Origin of the sequence: Streptomyces sp. NPDC048696, from assembly GCF_043198895.1 — a bacterium.
Taxonomy (GTDB): Bacteria; Actinomycetota; Actinomycetes; order Streptomycetales; family Streptomycetaceae; genus Streptomyces.
In genome coordinates this window covers 33,882-55,939 of sequence record NZ_JBICVJ010000019.1, presented here as the reverse complement: position 1 = coordinate 55,939, position 22,058 = coordinate 33,882, and the positions used below count along the sequence as shown (strand labels likewise).

Annotated in this window: 15 protein-coding genes; 9 read left to right on the top strand and 6 right to left on the bottom strand. The window is 72.7% G+C overall.

Annotated elements, in window-relative coordinates:
- The first annotated feature begins 136 nt into the window (after window positions 1-136).
- The 5 genes from ACGFRG_RS31000 (at window position 137) to ACGFRG_RS30980 (ending at window position 8,477) form a co-directional block, all read left to right on the top strand.
- Window positions 137-1,537, top strand: a complete 1,401-nt coding sequence (locus ACGFRG_RS31000; RefSeq protein WP_393269254.1) for an ABC transporter substrate-binding protein — start codon at window positions 137-139, stop codon at window positions 1,535-1,537.
- Between the two features lie 7 nt (window positions 1,538-1,544).
- Window positions 1,545-2,897 carry a carbohydrate ABC transporter permease gene (locus ACGFRG_RS30995; RefSeq protein WP_393269252.1) on the top strand — a complete coding sequence of 451 codons (1,353 nt, stop codon included), beginning with the start codon at window positions 1,545-1,547 and terminating at the stop codon, window positions 2,895-2,897.
- Window positions 2,898-2,994: 97 nt separating this feature from the next.
- The gene (locus ACGFRG_RS30990) at window positions 2,995-3,876 is read left to right on the top strand and encodes a carbohydrate ABC transporter permease (RefSeq protein WP_361430365.1); all 882 of its coding nucleotides are present in this window, start codon (window positions 2,995-2,997) and stop codon (window positions 3,874-3,876) included.
- A gap of 69 nt (window positions 3,877-3,945) precedes the next feature.
- Window positions 3,946-6,186: a CDP-glycerol glycerophosphotransferase family protein gene (locus tag ACGFRG_RS30985; RefSeq protein WP_393269250.1), complete on the top strand. Its 2,241-nt coding sequence runs from the start codon at window positions 3,946-3,948 to the stop codon at window positions 6,184-6,186.
- Window positions 6,187-6,254: 68 nt separating this feature from the next.
- Window positions 6,255-8,477 (top strand): CDP-glycerol glycerophosphotransferase family protein, encoded by a 2,223-nt coding sequence (locus ACGFRG_RS30980; RefSeq protein WP_393269248.1) that lies wholly within the window; start codon window positions 6,255-6,257, stop codon window positions 8,475-8,477.
- Here ACGFRG_RS30980 and ACGFRG_RS30975 read toward each other — a convergent pair.
- From ACGFRG_RS30975 to ACGFRG_RS30965, 3 genes are read right to left on the bottom strand one after another with little or no spacing between them, the layout of a single operon-like run.
- Window positions 8,449-8,823, bottom strand: coding sequence for an EamA family transporter (locus ACGFRG_RS30975; RefSeq protein ID WP_361430362.1), 375 nt, complete (start codon window positions 8,821-8,823; stop codon window positions 8,449-8,451). The two genes, ACGFRG_RS30980 and ACGFRG_RS30975, sit on opposite strands and share 29 nt — an antisense overlap.
- A 49-nt stretch (window positions 8,824-8,872) precedes the next feature.
- Entirely contained in the window at window positions 8,873-10,411 is a 1,539-nt protein-coding gene (locus tag ACGFRG_RS30970) for a methyltransferase domain-containing protein (protein ID WP_393269246.1), read from the bottom strand.
- A gap of 30 nt (window positions 10,412-10,441) precedes the next feature.
- Entirely contained in the window at window positions 10,442-11,671 is a 1,230-nt protein-coding gene (locus ACGFRG_RS30965; RefSeq protein ID WP_393269244.1) for a glycosyltransferase 87 family protein, read from the bottom strand.
- Between the two features lie 202 nt (window positions 11,672-11,873).
- On the opposite strand from ACGFRG_RS30965, the gene ACGFRG_RS30960 reads away from it, so the two are divergent.
- From ACGFRG_RS30960 to rfbD, 3 genes are read left to right on the top strand one after another with little or no spacing between them, the layout of a single operon-like run.
- A complete protein-coding gene (locus tag ACGFRG_RS30960) occupies window positions 11,874-12,941 on the top strand; it encodes a glucose-1-phosphate thymidylyltransferase (RefSeq protein ID WP_361430358.1) in 1,068 nt (355 codons plus the stop codon).
- Entirely contained in the window at window positions 12,938-13,927 is a 990-nt protein-coding gene (rfbB, locus tag ACGFRG_RS30955; RefSeq protein ID WP_361430357.1) for a dTDP-glucose 4,6-dehydratase, read from the top strand. The genes ACGFRG_RS30960 and rfbB overlap by 4 nt, the downstream gene beginning before the upstream one ends.
- Before the next feature lie 32 nt (window positions 13,928-13,959).
- Window positions 13,960-14,814 carry a dTDP-4-dehydrorhamnose reductase gene (gene rfbD, locus ACGFRG_RS30950; protein WP_393269366.1) on the top strand — a complete coding sequence of 285 codons (855 nt, stop codon included), beginning with the start codon at window positions 13,960-13,962 and terminating at the stop codon, window positions 14,812-14,814.
- Between the two features lie 29 nt (window positions 14,815-14,843).
- Here rfbD and ACGFRG_RS30945 read toward each other — a convergent pair whose 3' ends face one another.
- From ACGFRG_RS30945 to ACGFRG_RS30935, 3 genes are all read right to left on the bottom strand, one after another.
- Entirely contained in the window at window positions 14,844-15,455 is a 612-nt protein-coding gene (locus tag ACGFRG_RS30945; RefSeq protein WP_361430355.1) for a dTDP-4-dehydrorhamnose 3,5-epimerase, read from the bottom strand.
- Complete coding sequence (locus ACGFRG_RS30940; protein WP_393269240.1) at window positions 15,443-17,716, bottom strand: glycosyltransferase family 2 protein; 2,274 nt, start codon at window positions 17,714-17,716, stop codon at window positions 15,443-15,445. Before ACGFRG_RS30940 ends, ACGFRG_RS30945 begins: the two co-directional genes overlap by 13 nt.
- A gap of 80 nt (window positions 17,717-17,796) precedes the next feature.
- Complete coding sequence (locus ACGFRG_RS30935) at window positions 17,797-19,893, bottom strand: CDP-glycerol glycerophosphotransferase family protein (protein ID WP_393269237.1); 2,097 nt, start codon at window positions 19,891-19,893, stop codon at window positions 17,797-17,799.
- Between the two features lie 99 nt (window positions 19,894-19,992).
- Between ACGFRG_RS30935 and ACGFRG_RS30930 the strand changes: the two genes are divergently transcribed.
- Window positions 19,993-22,056: a glycosyltransferase family 2 protein gene (locus tag ACGFRG_RS30930; RefSeq protein WP_393269235.1), complete on the top strand. Its 2,064-nt coding sequence runs from the start codon at window positions 19,993-19,995 to the stop codon at window positions 22,054-22,056.
- The last annotated feature ends 2 nt before the right edge of the window (window positions 22,057-22,058 follow it).

Here is a 22,058-nt window from a genome sequence, read left to right as displayed (position 1 = left end):
GCCACACCCCCCTGACGTCACGTCACGAGCCCATCACGATCGGCTTGTTGGGGGCGATCGCGGTATTGCGGGGCCCCCGTGCCCGGCGTAGGACTGTCCGGACGGGACGACCTCGGCGGCGAGAGGCGGACAGCTCATGCGTACGGGTCGGGCAGGGCGGGCGAGGCGTACAGGGCAGGCCGTGCGGACGGGGCGGAAGCTCGCAGGGGTGGCGGCCGTCGGCGCGCTCGCCCTCGTCGCCACCGCGTGCAGCAGCGACAGCAAGAAGGACGGCGGCACGGCCACGCCCTCCAAGAGCGGCGCTCCCGCCGCAAGCGTCCAACTGCCCCGGCTCGACGGGCAGAAGATCGAGGTCGCCGCCGTCTGGACCGGGCCCGAGCAGGCCAACTTCCTGAAGGTGCTCAAGGAGTTCGAGAGCAGGACCGGGGCCACCGTCACCTTCGTGCCCGCCCAGGACCCCATCGTCAACTTCCTCGGCACCAAGATCGCCGGCGGCAGTCCGCCCGACGTCGCCATGCTCCCGCAGGTCGGCGCCATCCAGCAGGCCGCGCAGAAGAAGTGGCTCAAGCCCGTCGGCGCGGACGCCAAGGCGCAGCTCGACAAGAACTACGCCAAGGTGTGGCGCGACCTGGGCGCGGTCGACGGCACGCAGTACGGGGTCTACTTCAAGGCCGCCAACAAGTCCCTGGTCTGGTACAACGCCAAGGTCTTCGAGACCGCGGGCGCCCAAGTGCCCAAGACCTGGAAGGACTTCCTCACCACCGCCGACACCATCTCGGCCTCCGGCGTCACCCCGGTCTCGGTCGGCGCCGCCGACGGCTGGACGCTCACCGACTGGTTCGAGAACATCTACCTCTCCCAGGCGGGCCCGGAGAGGTACGACCAGTTGGCCAAGCACCGGATCAAGTGGACCGACCCGTCCGTCAAGGACGCGCTGACCACCCTCGGCCAGCTGTTCGGCAAGCCGGATCTGATCGCGGGCGGCACGACCGGCGCGCTGCAGACCGAGTTCCCGGCCTCCGTCACCCAGACCTTCACCGGCGGCGACCAGCCCAAGGCGGGCATGGTCTTCGAGGGCGACTTCGTGAGCGTCAACATCGCGCAGACCTCGGCGAAGATCGGCACCGACGCCAAGGTGTTCCCGTTCCCGGCCGTCGGCGCCAAGGCACCGGTCGTCACCGGCGGCGACGCGGCCGTGGCGCTCAAGGACACCAAGGGCGCCCAGGCGCTGCTCACCTGGCTGGCCTCCCCGGACGCCGCGAAGATCTGGGCGGCGGCGGGCGGCTATATCTCGCCCAACAAGGCCACCGACCCGGGCGCCTACCCCAACGACGTGCAGCGCGACATCGCCAAGGCGCTCGTCGGGGCCGGGGACGACGTCCGGTTCGACATGTCGGACCAGGCGCCGCAGTCCTTCGGCGGGACGCCGGGCAAGGGCGAGTGGAAGGACCTCCAGGACTTCCTGAAGAACCCCAAGGACGTCGGCGGCGCCCAGGCCAAACTGGAGGCCGACGCAGCCGCGGCGTACAAGAACTGATCCGGCGATGACCACCGCGCCCGCCGCCGGGGCCGCCGCCCCGGTGCCGCCCGCCGCCCCGCGTCCGCGCCGCAGCGTGACCGGGACGCGCAAGTACCTCGCCGCCGCCTTCCTGCTGCCCGCGCTCGTGCTGCTCGGCGCGCTCGTGGTGTATCCGATCGGCTACTCGGTCTACCGCTCGTTCTTCGACCAGTCCGGCAACGGCTTCGCCGGGTTCGACAACTACAAGACGCTCTTCACCGACGACAGCATCCGTACGGCGGTCAGGAACAACGCGATCTGGGTCGTCGTCGCGCCCACCGTCGCCACCGCGCTCGGGCTGATCTTCGCCGTGCTCACCGAACGGGTGCGCTGGGGAACGGCGTTCAAGCTGATCGTCTTCATGCCGATGGTGATCTCGATGCTCGCCGCCGGGATCATCTTCCGGCTGGTGTACGAGCAGGACCCGGACCGGGGGGTCGCCAACGCGGTCTGGGTGGGCGTGCACGACACGTTCGCGGAGTCCGCCGGGTTCCCGCGCGCCCATCCGCTGCCCTCCGCGCCCCTGGAGCCGGGCGGCGGCGGCTCGTTCGTGACCAAGGACGCGGTCCACACCGGGCAGAGCGCGCTGCTGCCGCTGGTCGGGGTCGCCGCCGACAAGATGCCGTCCTCGGCGAAGCCCGCGAAGGCGGCGAAGCCGGAGAGCGGCGAGATCACGGGCACGGCCTGGCTGGACTTCACCAAGGGAGGCGGCGGCACCCCGAACACCGTCGACCCCAAGGAGCTCGGCCTCAAGGGGCTCAAGATCGAGGCGGTCCGGGACGGTTCGGTCGTCGCCACGGCCACCGCCCGCGCGGACGGTACGTTCACGCTCCCCGCGAAGGCGGACGGGGCCCGGCTGCGGCTTCCGCAGAGCAACTTCCACGAGCCGTACAACGGCGTCAACTGGCTCGGCCCGAACCTCGTCACCCCGGCCATCATCGGCTCGTACATCTGGATGTGGGCCGGTTTCGCGATGGTGCTGATCGCGGCCGGGCTCGCGGGGCTGCCGCGCGAGCTGCTGGAGGCGGCGCGGGTGGACGGCGCGAACGAGTGGCAGGTCTTCCGGCGCGTGACGGTGCCGCTGCTCGCGCCCGTGCTCGCGGTCGTCCTGGTCACGCTGGTGATCAACGTACTGAAGATCTTCGACCTGATCTTCATCATCGCACCGGGCTCCAGCCAGGCCGACGCCAATGTGCTGGCGCTCCAGCTCTACCGCTCCTCGTTCGGCACGGACGCGGACCTCGGCATCGGCAGCGCCATCGCCGTACTGCTGCTGATCCTGGTCCTGCCGGTGATGCTCTTCAACATTCGGCGGATGCGGCGGGAGGCGCGGCGATGACGAACGCCCGCGCGACAGCGGCCTTCGGCCGGGGGTCCGGGGGTCGGCCCCCGGGACAGCACAGCAGCATTCGGCGGATGCGGCGGGAGGCGCGGCGATGACTGTCGTCGACGGGATCGTCCGGGCCAAGCAGTCCCTGCCCGCCAGGATCGCCTCCCGGGCGGGTGGCGGGGCGGTGCGGGTCTTCCTCATCCTGGTCGGGCTGTTCTGGCTGATGCCGACCGTCGGGCTGCTGCTCTCCTCGCTGCGCGGCCCCACCGACATCGCCTCCAGCGGCTGGTGGAAGATCTTCAGCCACCCCTCCCAGCTCACCTTCCACAACTACTCCACCCTGCTCGACAACAAGACCGTCACCGACTCGCTGCTCTCCACGGTGATCATCACCGTCCCGGCCACCGTCCTGGTCGTCGTGATCGGCTCGCTCGCCGGATACGCCTTCGCCTGGATGGAGTTCCCCGGCCGCGACTGGTGGTTCATGGTCGTGGTGAGCCTGCTCGTCGTCCCGGTCCAGATCGCCCTCGTACCGGTCGCCAAGCTCTTCGGCAAAATCGGGATCTTCGAGACTACGGTCGGCGTCATCACCTTCCACGTCGCCTTCGGACTGCCGTTCGCGATCTTCCTGCTGCGGAACTTCTTCGCGGAGATCCCGCGCGAGCTCCTGGAGGCCGCCCGGCTCGACGGGGCGGGCGAGATACGGCTGTTCACCCGGGTCGTGCTGCCGCTGGGCGGCCCGGCGATCGCCTCGCTCGGCATCTTCCAGTTCCTGTGGGTCTGGAACGACATGCTGGTCGCGCTGATCTTCGCGGACTCCAAGCACCCGCCGATCACGGTCGCCCTCCAGCAGCAGGTACGGCAGTTCGGCAACAACATCGACGTCCTCGCGCCCGGCGCCTTCGTCTCGATGGTCATCCCGCTGGCCGTCTTCTTCGCCTTCCAGCGCCAGTTCGTCTCCGGGGTGATGGCGGGCGCCGTCAAATAGCCGCCGCGGCTTTCCCCCGTCTGCCGCGAGCGCCGTAACCCGCTCGCGGCATTCGCCGTTCTACGGGCCATGCCCCGGTTCAGCGTGATCGTTCCCGTGTACAAGGTCCAGGCGTATCTCCACGACTGCCTGAGCTCGGTGCTCAGCCAGTGCTACGACGACCTGGAACTGATCGCGGTGGACGACTGCTCACCGGACGCGTGCGGGGCGATCATCGACGAGATCGCCGCCCGCGACCGGCGCGTCACCGCCGTCCACCTGGACGTCAACACCGGTCTCGGCCCCGCCCGCAACACCGGACTCGCCCACGCCACCGGCGACTACGTCGTCTTCCTCGACGGCGACGACACCCTCACCCCGGGCGCCCTCCAGGCCATCGCCGACCGGCTCAAGGAGACCGGCGACCCGGACGTGCTGGTCTACGACTACGCGCGCACGTACTGGTCCGGCGAGCGGGTCCGCAACAAGTCGGCCGCCCAGCTCGCCGAGACCGGGCCCGACACCTTCACGCTCGCCGACCGGCCGGGGCTGCTCAAGCTGCTCAGCGTGGTGTGGAACAAGGCGTACCGGCGCGAGTTCGTCGAGGAGCAGGGCTTCCGCTTCGCGCCCGGCTTCTACGAGGACGCGCCGTGGACGTATCCGGCGCTGATGGCCGCGGGCTCCCTCACCACCCTGGACCGGGTCTGCGTCCACTACCACCAGCGCCGCCAGGGCAGCATCCTGTCCACCACCAGCCGCCGCCACTTCGATCTGTTCGACCAGTACGACCGGGTCTTCGCGTTCATCGACTCCCGCCCGGAGCTGGCCTGCTGGCGGCCGCTGATCTTCCGGAAGATGGCCGACCACGTCCTGACCGTGTTCACCACCCGGGTGCGGCTGCCGCGCGGCAGCCGGGCCGAGTTCTTCCGCCGCGCCCGCGCCCAGTACCGCCGCCACCGCTCCCCCGGCGGGGGCCCGCGCACCCTGCGCGTACGGGTGCGGCACGGCCTCGTGCGGCTCGGCGCCCACCGTACGTATCGCAGCCTGGGGGCGCTGCGTGCGCTGCGCGCCCGCGTGGTGCGGCACACCCCGGCGCTCGGACGACTGCTGCGCGCCGCCGTGCTGCGGCTGCACTACCGCGTCCAACTGCGCCTGCCGCTGCGGGAGGAGGCGGTCTTCGCCGCATACGGACACCGGGGCTACTCCTGCAACCCGGCGGCCATCGAGGCGAAGGTGCGCGAGCTGGTGCCCCGGGTGCGGACCTCCTGGATCGCCGCGCCCGAGCATCTGCACACCGTGCCGCCCGCCACCCGCAAGCTGCGGCCCGCCACCTTCGCGTACTGGACGGCGCTGGCCCGCGCCAAGTACCTGGTGAACAACACCGACTTCGACCACCGGCTGGTCAAGCGGGACGGCCAGGTGCTGCTCCAGACCCACCACGGCACCCCGCTGAAGACGATGGGCCTGGACCTGATGGACCGCCCGGCCGCCGCCCGCGGCACCGACTTCGCCGCCCTCGTCGCCCGCGCCGACCAGTGGGACTACAGCCTCTCCGCCAATGTGCACTCCACCCTCACCTGGGAGCGCACCTACCCCTCGGGCTACACCACGCTCGAATACGGCTATCCGCGCAACGACGTCTTCCACCAGGCGAACGCCGCCGACGTGGCCCGGCTGCGCGAGCTGATCGGCATCCCCGCCGACGCCACCGCCGTCCTGTACGCCCCGACCCCGCGCGACTACCGGCGCAGCCAGCACCTCCCGCTCGACCTGGAGCGCGTGGCCCGTCGGCTCGGCCCCGGCTTCGTCCTGCTCACCCGCGCCCACTTCTCCTACGGCGCCCCGCTGACCGGCGAGGACACCCATCCCCGGGTCATCGACGTCAGCGCCCACCCGTCGGTCGAACAGCTCTGCCTGGCCGCCGACGCGCTGCTCACCGACTACTCGTCCCTGATGTTCGACTACGCCAACCTGGACCGCCCGATCGTCGTCCACGCCGACGACTGGGAGGCCTACCAGGCGGCCCGCGGCACCTACTTCGACCTGCGCGCCTTCCCGCCGGGCGCGGTCGCGAGGACCGAGGACGAGCTGATCGACATCTTCTCCACCGGCCACTGGCGCGGCTCCCGCTCGGCGCAGCTGCGGGCCGCGTTCCGGGCCCGCTTCTGTCCGTACGACGACGGGCACGCCGCCGAGCGGGTGGTGCGCCGGGTCTTCCTCGGCCAGAGCGCCAACCTGCCCGCGTTCGTCCCCGTCGAGGACCGCCGCCCGGCCCCCTCGGCCGTCCTGCGCTCGGCCGCCGCCCAGCGCGAACTCGCGGGCCTGGTCTGACCCCGTCCGCCTCCGTCCGCCTCCGTCCCCCCTCCCCCGGTCCCCCCGGTCCCGAAAGAGGTCCCTCCTTGCCCCGTTTCACCGTCATCGTGCCCGTCCACGAGGTCCGCGGACTGCTGCGGGAGTGCCTGGAGTCGGTGCTCGGCCAGTCGTACGAAGACGTCGAGGTCATCGGCGTCGACGACGGCTCGGCGGACGGCTCGGGACGGCTGCTCGACGAACTGGCCGCCGCCGACCGCCGGGTGCGCGCGGTGCACCTGCCGCTGACGGTGAGCGCCGGGGAGCGCCGGGACGCGGGGGCCGGGCAGGCCCGGGGCGACTACCTGCTCTTCCTGGAGCCGGGGATCGTCCAGCTGCCGGGCGCGCTCGCCGCGCTCGCGGACCGGCTGAAGGAGGCCGGGGACCCGGATGTGCTGCTGTTCGGGCATCTGCGCACACCGTTCCTCGGCACCCCCGAACCCAGCCGCTCCCTGGACGTGCTGCGGGCGGCCGGGGACGCGGTGACCACGGCGGCCGAACGGCCGGGCCTGCTGGATACGGCCCCGGTGAGCTGGAACCGGGCGGTGCGCCGCACGTTCTGGCGGGCCGAGGGCCTGTCGTTCGGCTCCGGCGAACGGGCCGAGGCGAGGTGCGCGCTGACGACGCTGATGGCGGCCGAGACGGTGGCGTGCCTGGCGACGCCGTGCGTGGACCACCGGGGGCAGCGGGCGCTCGCGCGGCCCCGCGTCGACCGCCGTGACATCGTCGCCGAGTACGCCCGGCTGCTCACCGAGTCGGCCGAGCGGCCCGTCGCCGACAAGCTGCGGGAACCGCTGTACGCCCTGGCGGTACGGGAGTTGCTCAAGCTGTACCCGGGCGGGCGCCGGGGCCGGGCGGCGTATGTGCGGGCGGCGGCCGCGTTCTGCCGGGCCCACCGCCCGGCCGGACACCGCACCCCGGGCGGCCGCGCCGGGCTGCGCACCCGCCTGTTCACCGAGGGCCGCCCCTTGGCGCTGGCCGCCCTGGACGGGGCGCTGGCGGGCCGCCGGAGGCTGCGCTCGCGGGTGCGGGGCGTGCGAAAGTCCGTACTGCGCACGGCATTTCGCCACTACTACCGCCTCCAGCGGCTGCTCCCCCTCGACCCGCGGCTCGCGGTGTACGCCGCGTACTGGAACCGGGGCGTCTCCTGCAATCCGGCGGCCGTCCACAGCGCGGCCGCCCGGCTCGCCCCGCACATCAAGGGCGTCTGGGTGGTCTCGAAGCCGGAGGCCGCCGCCGGGCACGCGTTCGTGGTGCCGGACACACGCGCGTACTGGCGGCTCATGGCCCGTGCCACGTACTTCGTCAACAACGTCAACTTCCCCGACCACCTGGTCAAGCGGCCCGGCCAGATCCACCTCCAGACCCATCACGGCACCCCGCTCAAGCGCATGGGCCTGGACCAGCTGGCCCACCCGGCCGCCGCCAAGGGCTTCAGCTTCCGCCGGTTCCTGGCCCGGGTGGACCGCTGGGACTTCTCGCTCTCCGCCAACGCGCACACCACCGAGACCTGGTCGCGCGCCTACCCGAGCGCGGTGCGCCACCTGGAGACGGGATATCCGCGCAACGACGTGTACGCGACGGCCACCGCCGAGGACACCGCCGCCGTCCGCCGCGACCTCGGCATCGCGCCGGGCCGCCGTGCGATCCTGTACGCGCCGACCCACCGTGACTACGAGCGCGGCTTCCACAGCGCGCTCGACCTGGTCCGGGTCGCCGACGCGCTCGGCCCGGACACCGTGCTCCTCGTGCGCGCCCACTACTTCTACGCCTGCGCCGCCCTGCCCGAGCACCCCGGGCTGCTCGACGTCTCGGGCCACCCGCGCGTCGAGGACCTGTGCCTGGCGGCGGACGCGCTGGTCACCGACTACTCCTCGGTGATGTTCGACTACGCCAACCTGGACCGCCCGATCGTGGTGCACGCCCCCGACTGGGAGGTCTACCGCGCGGTCCGGGGCGTCTGCTTCGACCTGCTGTCGGGCCGCCCCGGCGACACCCCCGGAGCGGTCACCACCAGCACCGACGAGCTCATCGCGTGCTTCCGGGACGGGAGGTGGGACAGCGAGGCCAACGCCGTGCTGCGGGCCGCCTTCCGGGAGCGGTTCTGCGCGTACGACGACGGGCACGCCGCCGAGCGGGTGGTGCGCACGGTCTTCCTCGGCGAGGAGACCGGCGCACCGGTGCCCATGGAGCCCGCCCGGCGCGCGGTGGCGCCGCTGCCCGGTCAGAGCGGCGCCCGGCGGATCACCGCTGCTGGCCGGCCATCACCGTGACGAGCCCGATCACCACGAGCAGCGAGCCCGCCCACGTCCACACCGACGTCCGCTCGTGCAGCACCGTGGAGCCGGCCAGGACGATCAGCAGATAGCCGAGCGCGTTGAACGGATAGGCGACGGACAGCGGTACCCGGGCCAGGGTCGACATCCAGGCGACGGCCGAGACGGCGAAGACGACCAGGCCGACCACGATCCAGGGGCTGGCGGCGGCCCGCAGCGCGATCGAGCCGCCGCCCCGCTCCACGGCGGCGGCCGCCGTGCGCATGCCGTGCTTGAGCATGATCTGGCCGCCCGCCGACGAGAACACCGCGAACAGCAGCAGGGCGAGGCTGGACAGGTTCAACAGCGGTCTCCTGACCGGGGCTTCGGTTGCGGGTGCCACCGGACCGGGCTCAGACGCCCACGCGGTCGGCGGGGGTGTACTGACGGTTGATGATGTCCTGTACATCGACGTGCTCCCCGGCGATGATCGTCTCGGCCGCGTGCGGCGTGAGAACGGCGACGTGCTGATAGCCGAACAGGGTGGGCCGCAGCCGGGTCAGCAGCCGCGAGAGCCCGCCGAGCACGGCGGCGAGCGCCCCCTTGAGGCCGCGTCCGCCGAGCAGGGCCCAGAAGGGCGCGCCCGTCGAGGTCAGATGCAGGACGTCGTACCCCGCGTCGCGGACCGTGCGGCGCAGGCTGGCCCGGGTGAAGAAGCGCAGATGCGTCTCGTCGAGGATGCCGCGCCGGTCGTATCCGAACACCCCGAGGACGACGCGCAGGCGCGCGTACCAGTGGCCGAAGTTCGGTACGGAGAGCAGCACTTGGCCGCCCGGGCGCAGCACCTGGGCGATCTCGGCGAGCACGCGCTCGGGCCGGGAGAGGTGTTCGACCACGTCCCCGGCCACCACATAGTCGTAACCGCGTCCGACGCTCTGCGGCAGCCCCTCCTCCAGGTCGGCGAGGAAGAACCGCGAGCACTTCTCGCGCACGCCCGCCACCTCGACGCAGTCGACGCCCGTCACCTCGTGGCCCATGGCCTCAAGGCGCTCGGCGAAAAGCCCGCCGGAGCAGCCGAGGTCCAGGACGCGGCCCGCCGGCAGGCCCCGCATGCGCTCCAGGATGAAGGAGTGCGAGGAGCCGTCGCCCTCCTTGAAGGCGTATCCGTCGGGCTTGGGGATCCACGGGCAGGTGCCGAACCCCTTGACCGCGAGCCGGTATTCGAGGACGTCCTTCACCACGTCCTTGGCGTATTTCAGACCGTTCACGTAACAGATCTCATCGCCGTAGTAGGTGGGAATGGGGATCTCCTTGATCCGCATTCCCGCGTCGAGGAGCTGGACGATGATCTGGGTGTCGAAGTCGAACGCGTCGGTGTTGCGCTCGATCGGGAGCTTGTGCAGCGCGGCCATGCTGTAGGCGCGGTAGCCGGAGTGGAATTCGGTGAGCCGGGAGCCGAGGAGGGAGTTCTCCAGGCGGGTGAGAACGCGGTTGCCCAGCCATTTGTAGAGCGGCATTCCGCCGCGCAGCGCCCCGCCCCGGTGCATCATGCGGGAGCCGAACACGGCGTCGGCCTCGCCGTTCACGAGAGGCGCGACCATCTCGGGCAGCAATTCGGGGGCGTACTGCCCGTCGCCGTGCAGCAGGACGACGATGTCGAGCCCGCGTTCCGCCGCGAGCGCGTATCCCGCTTTCTGGTTCCCGCCGTATCCGAGGTTCTTGGTGTGCCGCATGACGACGGTTCTCGGCATTCCCTCCGCCTGCGACCAGCGGCAGCCCGCGGTGAAGGTGCCGTCATGGCTGGCGTCGTCGAGGATGAGGATGTCCTCGATACGGGAGCGGAAGCCGACCGGAATGCGGTCGAGGGTCTTCTCCAGCGTGGTCTCGGCGTTGTACGCGACGACGAGGATGCCGATCCGGGGGCTGCGGGCGGGGGCGGGGATTTCCTGCACGGGCGTCTCCAGGAACCTTTGCGGGGGCGGTCAGTTGACGGAGGTGGGGGTCTGCTCGGCGCGCGGCGCCGGGGCGTGGACGGCCGCCTCGCCGGGCCGCGCTGTCCGGTCGGCGAAGATCGCCCGGTACCCGGAGGCGATCCCGAGGAGCAGCGCCGCCCAGGCGTACGCCCCCAGCACCTGCTGGTCGTACGTCCAGCGGGTGGGCTTCTGGATCGTGTAGACCCAGGACGCGAGCACCCCGGCGAGCACGCTGTAGGCCAGGCCCTCGCAGAAGCCGACGGCGAAGAGCGCGGCGACCGGCCAGGCCAGGTACTGCACGCCGGAGGCCGTGCTGAGCAGCAGCAGCACGCTCAGGGTGACCGCGACCGCGAGCGGCAGCCGGTCCGGGCGGCGCCAGGCCGGCCAGACGCCCGCCGCCACACAGATCAGGACCACCACGAAGTGGCCGGGGCCGCGCAGCACCGCGATCGACTCGTTGGTGAAGCCCAGCCACTCGGCGAACTTCACGATCCCCCACAGCCGGAAGTTGCCGCCCTTGTACTCCAGGACGTTGGCCCGCAGCGCACCCGGCACAGTGAGCAGCACCGGCCCCCACAGCACCAGCAGCACCGAGGTGAGCCCCGCCGAGAAACGCGCGAACTCCCGCCGCCCGCCGCGCCAGGCCGCCACCGCGAGCGCGGGCAGCGCCACCACCGGCACGAACTTGATGCTCACGGCCACCGCCGCGCACACCCCGGCGGCCAGCGGCGACCTGCGGTCCGCGAGCAGCCAGGCGGCGGCCAGCGCCAGCGTCACGGCCACCGAATCGGTGTTCCCGTGATATCCGGAGGCGGGCACGAGAACCGGCGAGAGCGTCACGCCGATTCCGCACGCGACGGCCGTCCGCACGGTGCGGCGCCTGCGTACGATCTCGAAGACCAGCAGCGCGGCGGCGAAGTCCGCCAGACACGCGGGCGTACGAATGAGGGTGCCGAACTCGATGCCGAGCCGGGCGATCCGGTCGAGTCCCAGGAGCATCCAGCCGGCCAGCGGCGGATGGTTGTAGATCGGCAGCCCGCGCATCGGATGGGCGTAGATGCGGATCGGCCCGACTTTCTCGATGTGCCGCGCGAACTGCGAGAAGAAGTAGACGTCGGCGGGCCCCCGGGTGTTCGCGGCGAGCACCATTTTGCCGAGAAACCCGACCGCGGCGACGGCCGCGACCAGGACCCTGCCCCGCCGTACGTCCCAGTTCATCCCGAATGTCTGCACGCTCATGGCGGCCGAACGTATCAACCACCGGACGGTACGCGCCGGAGCGATCAAAGCACTTTCACCCCGGAGCAGTTGCTCCGCCTGCGGATCTTGGGCAAAAGCAGCATGCGGTGAATCACCCGTATGGTTCACCACCAGGCGTAATCCCCGGCTTCAGCGGTCGTTCACTACCTGTCCCTCGCCTCTCGGAATCCGGTGGTCTGAAGTGAAAGCACTCGTACTCTCCGGCGGCGCCGGCACCCGGCTGCGGCCGATCACCCACACCTCGGCCAAACAGCTGGTGCCGGTCGCCAACAAGCCGGTGCTCTTCTACGGCCTGGAGTCGATCGCGGCCGCCGGGATCACGGACGTCGGCATCATCGTCGGGGACACCGCCGGGGAGATCCGGGCCGCCGTCGGCGACGGCTCGCGGTTCGGGCTGCGCGTCACCTACATCCCGCAGCACGCCCCCCTGGGCCTGGCCCACGCGGTGCTCATCGCCCGGGAGTTCCTGGGCGACGAGGACTTCGTGATGTATCTGGGCGACAACTTCGTGGTCGGCGGGATCACCGATCTGGTGGACGAGTTCCGGGCCGAGCGGCCCGACGCGCAGATCCTGCTCACCAAGGTGCCCGACCCGCGCTCGTTCGGGGTCGCCGAGCTGGACACCGACGGCCGGGTGGCCCGCCTGGAGGAGAAGCCGCCGCACCCCAAGAGCGATCTCGCGCTGGTCGGCGTCTATCTCTTCACCCCGGCCGTGCACCGGGCCGTACGGGCGATCAACCCGTCCGAGCGCGGCGAGCTGGAGATCACCCACGCCCTCCAGTGGCTCATCGACCAGCGCCTGACGGTCAGTTCGACGGTGATCTCCGGCTACTGGAAGGACACCGGGAACGTGGAGGACATGCTGGAGGTCAACCGCTCGGTCCTGGAACTGCTGACCCCGAAGGACGAGGGCTCGGTCGACGAGGCCACCGAGATCATCGGCCGGGTGCGGATCGGCGAGGGCGCGACCGTGCGCGGCTCCCGGATCGTCGGCCCGGCGATCATCGGGCCGCGCACGGTGGTGGAGAACTCCTACATCGGCCCGTCCACCTCGATCGCCGAGAACTGCCGGGTGACCGACAGCGAGATCGAGTACTCGATCGTCCTCAGCGGCTCGTCCCTGCACGGCGTCGGCCGGATCGAGGCGTCCCTCATCGGCCGCGACGTGGAGATCACCCCGGCCCCGCACATCCCCGCCGCCCACCGGCTCGTCCTCGGTGACCACAGCAAGGTGCAGATCTCGGCATGACGAACTCGACCCGCATCCTCGTCACCGGCGGCGCCGGGTTCATCGGCTCGCACTACGTCCGTACGTTGCTCGGCCCGGCCGGGCCCGGCGGCGTCGCCGTGACGGTCCTCGACAAGCTCACCTATGCCGGCTGCCCGGCCAACCTCGACGCGGTGCGCCGCCACCCCGGCTTCGCCTTCGTCGAGGGCGACATCCGCGACGCCCGCCTGGTGGACAAGCTGGTCGGCGAGCACGACCAGCTGGTGCACTTCGCCGCCGAGTCGCACGTCGACCGCTCGATCCTGGGCGCCGCCGAGTTCGTGACGACCAACGTGCTCGGCACCCAGACGCTGCTCGACGCGGCCCTGCGCCACCGGCTCGGCCCGTTCGTGCAGGTCTCCACGGACGAGGTGTACGGCTCGATCGCGTCCGGCTCCTGGCCGGAGGAGCACCCGCTGCGGCCCAGCTCCCCGTACGCGGCCTCCAAGGCGTCCGCCGACCTGGTGGCGCTCTCCTACCACCGCACCCACGGCCTGGACGTGCGGGTGACGCGCTGCTCCAACAACTACGGGCACCACCAGTTCCCGGAGAAGGTGATCCCGCTCTTCATCACCCGGCTGCTCGACGGCGCCGCGGTGCCGCTGTTCGGGGACGGGCTGAACGTCCGCGACTGGCTGCACATCGACGACCACGTCCAGGGCGTCGAGCTGGTGCGCACCGGCGGGCGCCCCGGCGAGATCTACAACATCGGCGGCGGCACCGAGCTCACCAACAAGGAGCTGACCGCACTGCTGCTCACGGCGTGCGGGGCGGACTGGGACCGGGTCGAATACGTCGAGGACCGCAAGGGCCACGACCGGCGCTACTCGGTCGACTGCGCCAAGATCCGCGCCGAGCTCGGCTACGCGCCCCGCCGCGACTTCGCCGAAGGGCTCGCCGAGACCGTCGCCTGGTACCGCGACAACCGCGCCTGGTGGGAGCCGCTGCGCGCGAAGGCCGCCCTGTGAGCGGGAGTTGGCTGGTCACGGGCGCGGGCGGGATGCTCGGCCGGGACGTGGTGGCCCGGCTCGCGGGCCGCCCCACCCACGCGGCCGACCGCTCGGCGCTCGATCTCACGGACGCGGCGGCGGTACGGGACGCGGTGGCGGCGGCCCGCCCCGCCGTGGTGGTCAACTGCGCCGCCTGGACGGCCGTCGACGACGCCGAGACCCGCGAGCCGCAGGCGCTGCGGATCAACGGCGGGGGCGCGGAACACCTGGCGCGCGCCTGCGCCGAGACGGGCGCGCTGCTGCTGCACGTCTCCACCGACTACGTCTTCGCGGGCGACGCCACCACCCCGTATCCGGAGTCGGCGCCGCCGGGCCCGCGCACCGCGTACGGGCGGACCAAGCTGGCGGGCGAGCGGGCGGTGCGCGCGCTGCTGCCGCACTCCGGCCATGTGGTGCGCACGGCCTGGCTGTACGGGGCGGGCGGCGCCAACTTCGTACGGACCATGATCCGGCTTGAGTCGGCGCGCGAGCATCTGGACGTGGTCGACGACCAGCGCGGCCAGCCCACCTGGACGGCCGACCTCGCCGACCGGCTGGTGCGGCTCGGCGAGGCGGCGCTCGCGGGCGCCGCGCCCGCCGGGTACTGGCACGGCACCAGCAGCGGCCACGGCACCTGGTGCGAGCTGGCCCGCGAGACGTTCCGGCTGCTCGGCGCGGACCCGGCGCGAGTGCGGCCCACCACGAGCGCGGCCTTCGCCCGCCCGGCGCCGCGCCCCGCGTACAGCGTCCTGGGCCATGACCGCTGGCGCGAGGCGGGCCTCGCGCCGATCAGGCACTGGCGGGCGGCGCTCGCCGAGGCAATGCCCGCGCTGCTGGCGGCCGAACGCGCCGGCTCGGCCGCCTGAACGTCACTGCCGAGTGGCCGGGCCGAACGTCACTGCTGGGCCGGGATCAGGGCCCGCTGCCGCGCGTACCAGGCCGTACAGGCCTCGTGCGACGGCAGCAGGCCCCGCTCCAGCGCCTGAGCCAGGCTCGGCGCCCCCGCGTCCTTGGGCGAGAGCAGCGGGGTGAGATGGGTCGGCCACTCGATGGCGAGGTCGGGGTCGAGCGGGTGGATGCCGTGCTCGCGGGTGGGCGCGTACCCGGCGGAGCAGAGGTAGACCACCGTGGCGCCCTCGGTCAGCGCCATGAAGGCGTGCCCCAGGCCCTCGGCGAGGTGGACCGAGCGGTGGTCGCGGTCGTCGAGCAGGACCGGCTCCCAGCGCTTGAAGGTCGGCGATCCGGTGCGCAGGTCGACGACGACGTCGAGGACCGCTCCCCGTACGCACTTCACGTACTTCGCCTGGCCGGGCGGCACATCGGCGAAGTGGACGCCGCGCAGGGTGCCGCGCGCGGAGACCGAGCAGTTGGCCTGCGCGAGGCCGAGGGCGTGGCCGGTCGCGGAGTGGAAGTCGCCCTCCTTGAACCACTCGTGGAAGCTGCCCCGGCTGTCCAGGAAAACCTGCGGCTCGCTGACCCAGGCGCCCTCGATGCTCAACTCGCGCATGCCGAGGCCCCCTTGGACACGACGAGGACCAGCTGGTCGTGGCTGCGGCGCTCGACCGAGAAGTCCCGGCCGCCGATCCGGCGGGCGGCGGGCAGACCCGGGTGCGCGGCGGCCGGGACCCGGACCGGACCATCGCCGAGGTACAGCTGCCAGGTGCCGTCCGCGAGCAGCGTCAGCGCCTCGTACGCCGACTCGACCCGCAGCCGGTCCCCGGCGTGCCGCGCCGGCAGCTCGACCTCCTCGTCGGTGCCGGTGTGGCACAGCCGCAGCGGCAGACCGGAGCCGCCGCCGTAACATCCCTCGACGACCAGCGAGTTGTCGGTCCAGGTGACGCACTCGGCGTAGGCGTGCGGCAGCTGGTCGGCGACGACCGCGTTGCCCCAGGCGCTCACGGTGACGGCCAGTTCGCGGCCGCCGGGCAGCGCGTGGCGGCCGAGCGCCAGCCCCGGGGGCGCGGCGACGGCGAGCCGTTTGCCGTCCGGTTTGACCAGCTGGACGCTGTAGGAGTCGGCGGGCCGCGCTTCGCCGTGCGGCGCTCTGACCGGGCCCCGGCCGCGCACCTGGGCGAGCTCTTCGAGCGGCACCTCGGCGGTGAACCGCTCGCCGTCGCGGGCCAGCGGGACCTGGATCGCCGCGTCCGAATGCCAGTGCCCGAGCCGCAGCGCCACCGCCCGGGTCCTGGTCCCGCCGGTGAGCGTGAGGCGGCCGTCGTGGCTGTCGTGGCCGGTCAGCCAGGTGTGGACGCGCTCGGCGGTCAGCTGGAACCGGCCGCTCGCGAAGACCGGGACGATCCGGGTGTGCTCGTCGAGGTAGTGCACCCCGAGGTGCGCGCCCGCGTCCGCGACGCCGCCCCGGCGCGCCACCCCGTGACCGAGCACGCCGAGGACGAGCTTCCAGGTGGTGGCGGCCGACTCGGTGAGCAGCCGCGCCGGATCGACGGTGATCTCGAAGCCCGCCCAGTCGTAGCGGTGCAGCTCCTGACCCGAACGGGCGGTGATGGACGGGTCGTTGACACGGCGCAGGCGCAGCGGCAGCGCGCGCCGGTCGGGCGTGCGCAGCCAGGCCGCCTTCAGCGCGTGCCGCCGCACCTGCGCCGGGATGTTGCGGACGTATCCGTACCCGGTCAGCCTGAGCCTGCCCTCGTGCCAGTCGGCGCCGGTCAGACGGGCCTCCAGCGGCAGGTCGGCGGGCGCGAGGGCGAGGACGTCGCGCGGGACGGGGGCGGTGAGGGCCGGGTAGTCGGCGCTGCGCCGCCGCAGCCCGCGCACCCGGTGCGTACGGGGGCTGCGGCGCTCGAACTCCAACAGCGCGACGAGCTCTTCGAGCCGCTTCTCGCGGGCCAGATGCCACTTCACCCGGTGGTGCGGCGGCAGCCCGGCGAGCACCTCGGGATCCACCTGATCGGTGAACTCCCGCGCGCAGCGCAGGAACGCCTCCTGATACGCCGGGTCGCCGTCGGGCAGGACCTGCATGAAGTACCAGAGGTCCTCGCGCAGCACGGACTCGTCGTAACGTTTCTTGTGCCCGGGCGTCCCCGCGAGCCCCCGGCTCACGCCGAGGACCGCCGCCGTCCGGTCCGCCACCCCGCGCACGACGGCCCGCTTGTTGGTGATCGAACTGTCCCGGAAACGCCAGTAGTAGACGGCGTCCTGGAGCACGTCGACCGAGCGGGCGGCGAAGTGCGCGGGCAGGATCACCGGGATGTCCTCGTAGAGCACGCCCTCCGGGAACGCGAAGGAGTGCGCGTCCCAGAACTCCCGGCGGAACACCTTGTTGCAGGCGATCCGGTCGAGCAGCAGCGGCCAGTGCCTGGTCACATGGGTGGCGCGGCGCGTCGAGCGCATCGGCTCGGTGAACAGCGGATGCTGGCGCAGCCGTCCGCCGGCGCCCAGGCGCAGCACATTGCCGGACGCGAAGTCGGAGCCGGACTTGTCGAGCGAGGCGACCAGCGACTCGAAGGCGCGCGAGGGCAGTACGTCGTCGCTGTCGACGAAGGCGAGGTACGCGCTGCCGGGCGCGCTGTGCCGTACGCCCGTGTTGCGGGCGGCGCCGAGGCCGCCGTTCTCCCTGCCGACCACGGTGAACCGGTCGTCCCGCGCGGCGAACTCACGGGCGACGGCGGCGCTGGCGTCCGTGGAGCCGTCGTCCACCAGGACCACGTCGAGGTCTTCGAGACTCTGCCGGGCCAGCGACTCCAGACACGCGCCCAGATACTCCTCGACGTTGTGGACGGGGACGACGACGCTGAGGCGGGGCGTCATACGGGGAGCACCTTCCTGCCGGCGAGCGGGGCGCTTCCCGCCCCACGGGTGCTCAACCCCCCAGACCGGGGCCGGTCACCTCAGCCCGTCCATCCGGGTGACGGCGCGGGCGGCCGTGCCTCCGGGGAGAGGGGCATCTCCTCGCCCAGGAAGACGCGGCGCACCACCCGTTCCGCCGCGCGCCCGTCGTCGTACGGGCAAAAACGCGCCCGGAAGGCGGCGCGCAGCTTGTCCGTCGCGTCCGTGTCCCACCCGCCCTCGCGGAACAGCCCGATCAGCTCGTCGTCGCTGGTGGCGAGCGCGCCGGGGGTCTCGCCGGGGCTTCCCGAGAGCAGGTCGAAGTAGGTGCCCCGGGTGGCCCGGTAGGCGGCCCAGTCGGGGGCGTGCACGACGATGGGGCGGTCCAGGCAGGCGTAGTCGAACATCAGCGACGAGTAGTCGGTGATCAGCGCGTCCGCCGCCAGGCACAGGTCCTCGACGCGGGGGTGCCCGGTGACGTCGAGCAGCCCCGGGTGCTCGGGCAGGGCGGCCGAGGTGCCGTGGAAGTAGTGCGCCCGCACCAGCACGACGTACTCGTCCCCGAGCTCCCGTACGAACGCGGCCAGGTCCAGCGGGGACGCGAAGCCGTCGGTCCGCCGGTCGCGGTGGGTCGGCGCGTACAGGATCGCCCGGCGGCCGGGCTCGATGCCGAGCGAGGCGCGGATCCCGGCGATCTCGTCCGACGTCGCGGTGAAGTAGCGGTCGTTGCGCGGATATCCGAGGTCGAGATGCGTGTACGAGGAGGACGGGTAGACCCGCTCCCAGATCTCGGTGGAGTGCGGGTTGGCGGAGAGGCTGAAGTCCCACTGGTCGACATGGGCGAGGATCTTGTCGAAGTCCATGGTGGCCGCGAGGGCCGGGTAGCGCCGCTGGTCGAGGCCCATCGACTTCAGCGGGGTGCCGTGATGCGTCTGGAGGTAGACCTGCCCGGGCCGTTTGGTGAAGCCGCCGGGAAAGCTGGAGTTGTTCACCAGGTACGCGGCCGTCGCCATCGCCCGCCAGTACGCCCGCGACCCCGCCACGACATGCTCGGTCCCGGGCGGCAGCCGCCCGGCGTGGCGGGCCCCCACCACCCACAGATGCCTCAGCTGCGGGGCGAGCTCGCGCGCCTTGGCATGGACGGCGGCCGGATTGCAGGCCACCCCCCGGTTCCAGTACGCGCCGTGGACGACGAGATCCGGATCGAGCGGACGGCAGAGCTCGACGCGATAGGCGGTACGGAGAATCCGGCCGCGCGCACTCTTCCTCGCCCGCCCCGCCAACTCCCACGCCTTTCCCTTCTGTTGATCGATTGCGAGCTGTACGCGATGAACGGCATACGGGCCGAGGGCGCCGCCGAGGAGGTGGTCGGCCGCGCGGTGGAAGGCCCGGCGGTCGGCGGGGCGGATCCGGCCCGGGTCGTCCCGGACGGCCCGCAGATGCGCGGCGGCCGTCGGGCGCAGCCCGGGGTCGGCGGCGAGCAGCGGCGCGTAGGCCTCCAGGACACGGAAGTGCCCGCGCTCGGGCGTGGCTGCGAAGCCCCCGGCGCGCCGCTCCCGTACCCGCACGCAGACCCGGTCCAGCGAGGCCGCGCGCCCCTCGGCGACCAGCCGCTCGGCCCGTACGACCGGGACGATCTCCTCGTACGGCCCGTCGGTGAACGCGAGTCCGTGCCGGAGCCAGAACGTGCGCCGCAGCAGCCGGTCCCAGGCGACCGGCGGACTCGGCGCGTCCGGGAACGGCGGGCCGCCCGGCGTGACCCGCTCCCGCCAGTCGCTCCGCTCGTGCCCGAACCGCAGCACGTCCAGGGCGCCTCCGCCGTCCCGCAGCCGCTCGGCGAGCGCCTGGAGCGCGCCGGGCAGAAGCAGGTCGTCGCCGTCCAGGAAGAGCAGATACTCCCCGCAGGCGTGCGCCGCCCCGGCGTTGCGGGCCGGGCCCGGACCCCGGTGGGCGGACAGGGCCAGGGGCACCACACGCGCGTCGGCCTCGGCGCACTCGGCGGTGATCACGCCGCAGCCGTCGGGCGAGCGGTCGTCGACGACGATCAGCTCCAGGCCCCCGTACGACTGGCCGAGCACGGACTCCAGGGTCTCGCGCAGGAAGCCCCGCACGCGGTGGACGGGAACGACGACGCTGAAGAGGGGGCGCGAGCGCGACATGGCAGCCGAGCGTAACCACCGGTCACGCCGCCGCGTACGCCCTCTCACCCGATCGGGTCAGCATCGGTAACCAGTACGGTGAGGCCGGGTTGACCTGGCGTGAACCCACCGCACGCCGTTCCCCCGAAGGCGCTCGCCTCCCCGAAGCCGCCCGCCGGGACGCCCGCCGCGACGAACCCGCCCGCCGCCACAGCCGCCGCGCCGAGGCTGAGCGTGGTCGTGCCCGTCCACAACGTGGCCGCGTATCTGGAGGAGTGCCTGGCGTCGCTGGCCGCGCAGACCATGGGCGCCCTCGACGTGGTGGTGGTCGACGACGGCTCCACGGACGACAGCCCGCGCATCGCCGAGGAGTTCACCCGCCGCGACGCCCGCTTCCGCTGGCTGCGCCAACCGCACGCCGGACTGAGCGCCGCCCGCAACACGGGCGTCGCGCACACCGCCCCCGGCACCGACTATCTCGCCTTCGCCGACAGCGACGACGTGCTCGCGCCCGACGCGTATGCCCGCCTCACCGCCTCCCTCGACGCGTCCGGCTCGGACTTCGCCTCCGGCAACGTGTGGCGCCTGGACGCCGGGGGCCGCCGGCAGGCCTGGCAGTACCGCTGGCTGACCGCCGACCGGCCGCGCACCCACATCACCCGCGACCCCCGGCTGCTCACCGACCGGGTCGCCTGGAACAAGGTGTTCCGCCGTTCGTTCTGGGACCGCCACGCCTTCTCCTTTCCGGTGGGCAGGCTGTACGAGGACACGCCGGTGGTGATCCCGGCGCACTTCCTGGCCGACGCCGTCGACGTCGTCAGCGAGCACGTCTACTACTGGCGGGTGCGCGAGGGCTCGATCACCCAGCGGCGCACGGACCCGCAGGGCGTGCGGGACCGGATCGCGGGCTGCGAGGACGTCAGCCGCTTCCTGGCCGGGGCCCTGCCCGGGCAGCGCCGCCGCTATGACACCTCCTGTCTGGGGGACGACTTCGGTTACTTCCTCCAGGGCCTGCCGCTGGGCGGCCCGGCCTACCGGGAGGCGTTCATGACCGGCGCGCGGGCCTTCCTGGAGCGCGCGGGCACGGACGCCACCCGCTGCCTCTCCCCCGACCTGCGGGTCAAGTGGCAGCTCGTACGCGAGAACCGGCTCGACGAGCTGGTCGAGGTGCTGGCCTTCGAGCAGGCCAACGGGGTGGGCGTCTTCCCGGTGCGGGCGGGCCGGGTGACGTATCCGGGAGTGGGGCCACTCGCCGGGCGCGCCGCGCGGGTGCGACGCGGCGAACTGCCGGTGGTGGCCCGGCTGTCGGGAGTTCAGCGGCGGCCGGACAAGACCCTGCGGCTCACCGGCTTCGCGTATGTACGCAACGCCGGCCCCGGCAGGTTGCTGCTCGCGCTGGGCCAGGAGCGCGGCGGCCGCCGACTGCGCCGCTTCCCGGTCCGTGCAATCAGCTTGCCACCCACCACTGACAACGCGTCCCCGGAGCCGGTCGGCCGGGCCCGCGCGGGCTTCGAGCTCACCCTCGACCCGGCCCGCCTCGGCGACGGCGAGTGGCTGGTGGGCGTGGTGCTCGCCGGTGCCGGGGGCGGCGCCGGGACGGTACGGCGGGCCGCGCTGCGCCCGCTGGAGCAGTGCGGGGACCCGGTCCTGGTACAGGAAGTGCCGGACGGGCGGCGGCTGTTGATCGGGGCGCGGGAGGGTCGGCTGGTGGTGTCGGTTCGGCGGCACGGGGCGGTGGTCGACACGCACGGGCTCGTGGACGCGGACAAGGACGGGGATGTGGACGCGGATACGGATGCGGATACGGATGCGGTCGAGCTCGGGGGGCGGCTGTGGGGAGCGGGGCCGCATCCGACTCAGCTGACTGTGCGTCATGGGCGGTCGGGGGCGGAGTGCACGTACGCCGTGCGGATGGACCGGGACGGGGGCCGGTTCGCCGTGCGGGTCGCCCTGTCCGATCTCACCGGTGTGCCGCGTGCGCCGCATGTCCTCCCCCGGGGCGTACCGGCGCCGGACGCGGACCGCTGGGAGGTCCGGCTGGTCCACCCCGACGGCAGTCGGCACGCGGTCCCGGCGGCGCTGGACCTCGCCCCCGGGCACTACCCCGGGGACCTGAGCGTGCGGGCGGACGCGTCCGGATTCCTGGCCCTCGAACGTGCCGAGTGCCGACCGACCGGCTCCTGACC

What these genes read in the sequence shown, in the direction of transcription:
- rfbB (WP_361430357.1), top strand. Translation starts at nt 12,938, where the DNA reads ATGACGAACTCGACCCGCATCCTCGTCACCGGCGGCGCCGGGTTCATC.
- ACGFRG_RS30940 (WP_393269240.1), bottom strand. Translation starts at nt 17,716, where the DNA reads ATGACGCCCCGCCTCAGCGTCGTCGTCCCCGTCCACAACGTCGAGGAG.
- ACGFRG_RS30945 (WP_361430355.1), bottom strand. Translation starts at nt 15,455, where the DNA reads ATGCGCGAGTTGAGCATCGAGGGCGCCTGGGTCAGCGAGCCGCAGGTT.
- ACGFRG_RS30935 (WP_393269237.1), bottom strand. Translation starts at nt 19,893, where the DNA reads ATGTCGCGCTCGCGCCCCCTCTTCAGCGTCGTCGTTCCCGTCCACCGC.
- ACGFRG_RS30990 (WP_361430365.1), top strand. Translation starts at nt 2,995, where the DNA reads ATGACTGTCGTCGACGGGATCGTCCGGGCCAAGCAGTCCCTGCCCGCC.
- ACGFRG_RS30985 (WP_393269250.1), top strand. Translation starts at nt 3,946, where the DNA reads ATGCCCCGGTTCAGCGTGATCGTTCCCGTGTACAAGGTCCAGGCGTAT.
- ACGFRG_RS30995 (WP_393269252.1), top strand. Translation starts at nt 1,545, where the DNA reads ATGACCACCGCGCCCGCCGCCGGGGCCGCCGCCCCGGTGCCGCCCGCC.
- ACGFRG_RS30965 (WP_393269244.1), bottom strand. Translation starts at nt 11,671, where the DNA reads ATGAGCGTGCAGACATTCGGGATGAACTGGGACGTACGGCGGGGCAGG.
- ACGFRG_RS31000 (WP_393269254.1), top strand. Translation starts at nt 137, where the DNA reads ATGCGTACGGGTCGGGCAGGGCGGGCGAGGCGTACAGGGCAGGCCGTG.
- rfbD (WP_393269366.1), top strand. Translation starts at nt 13,960, where the DNA reads ATGCTCGGCCGGGACGTGGTGGCCCGGCTCGCGGGCCGCCCCACCCAC.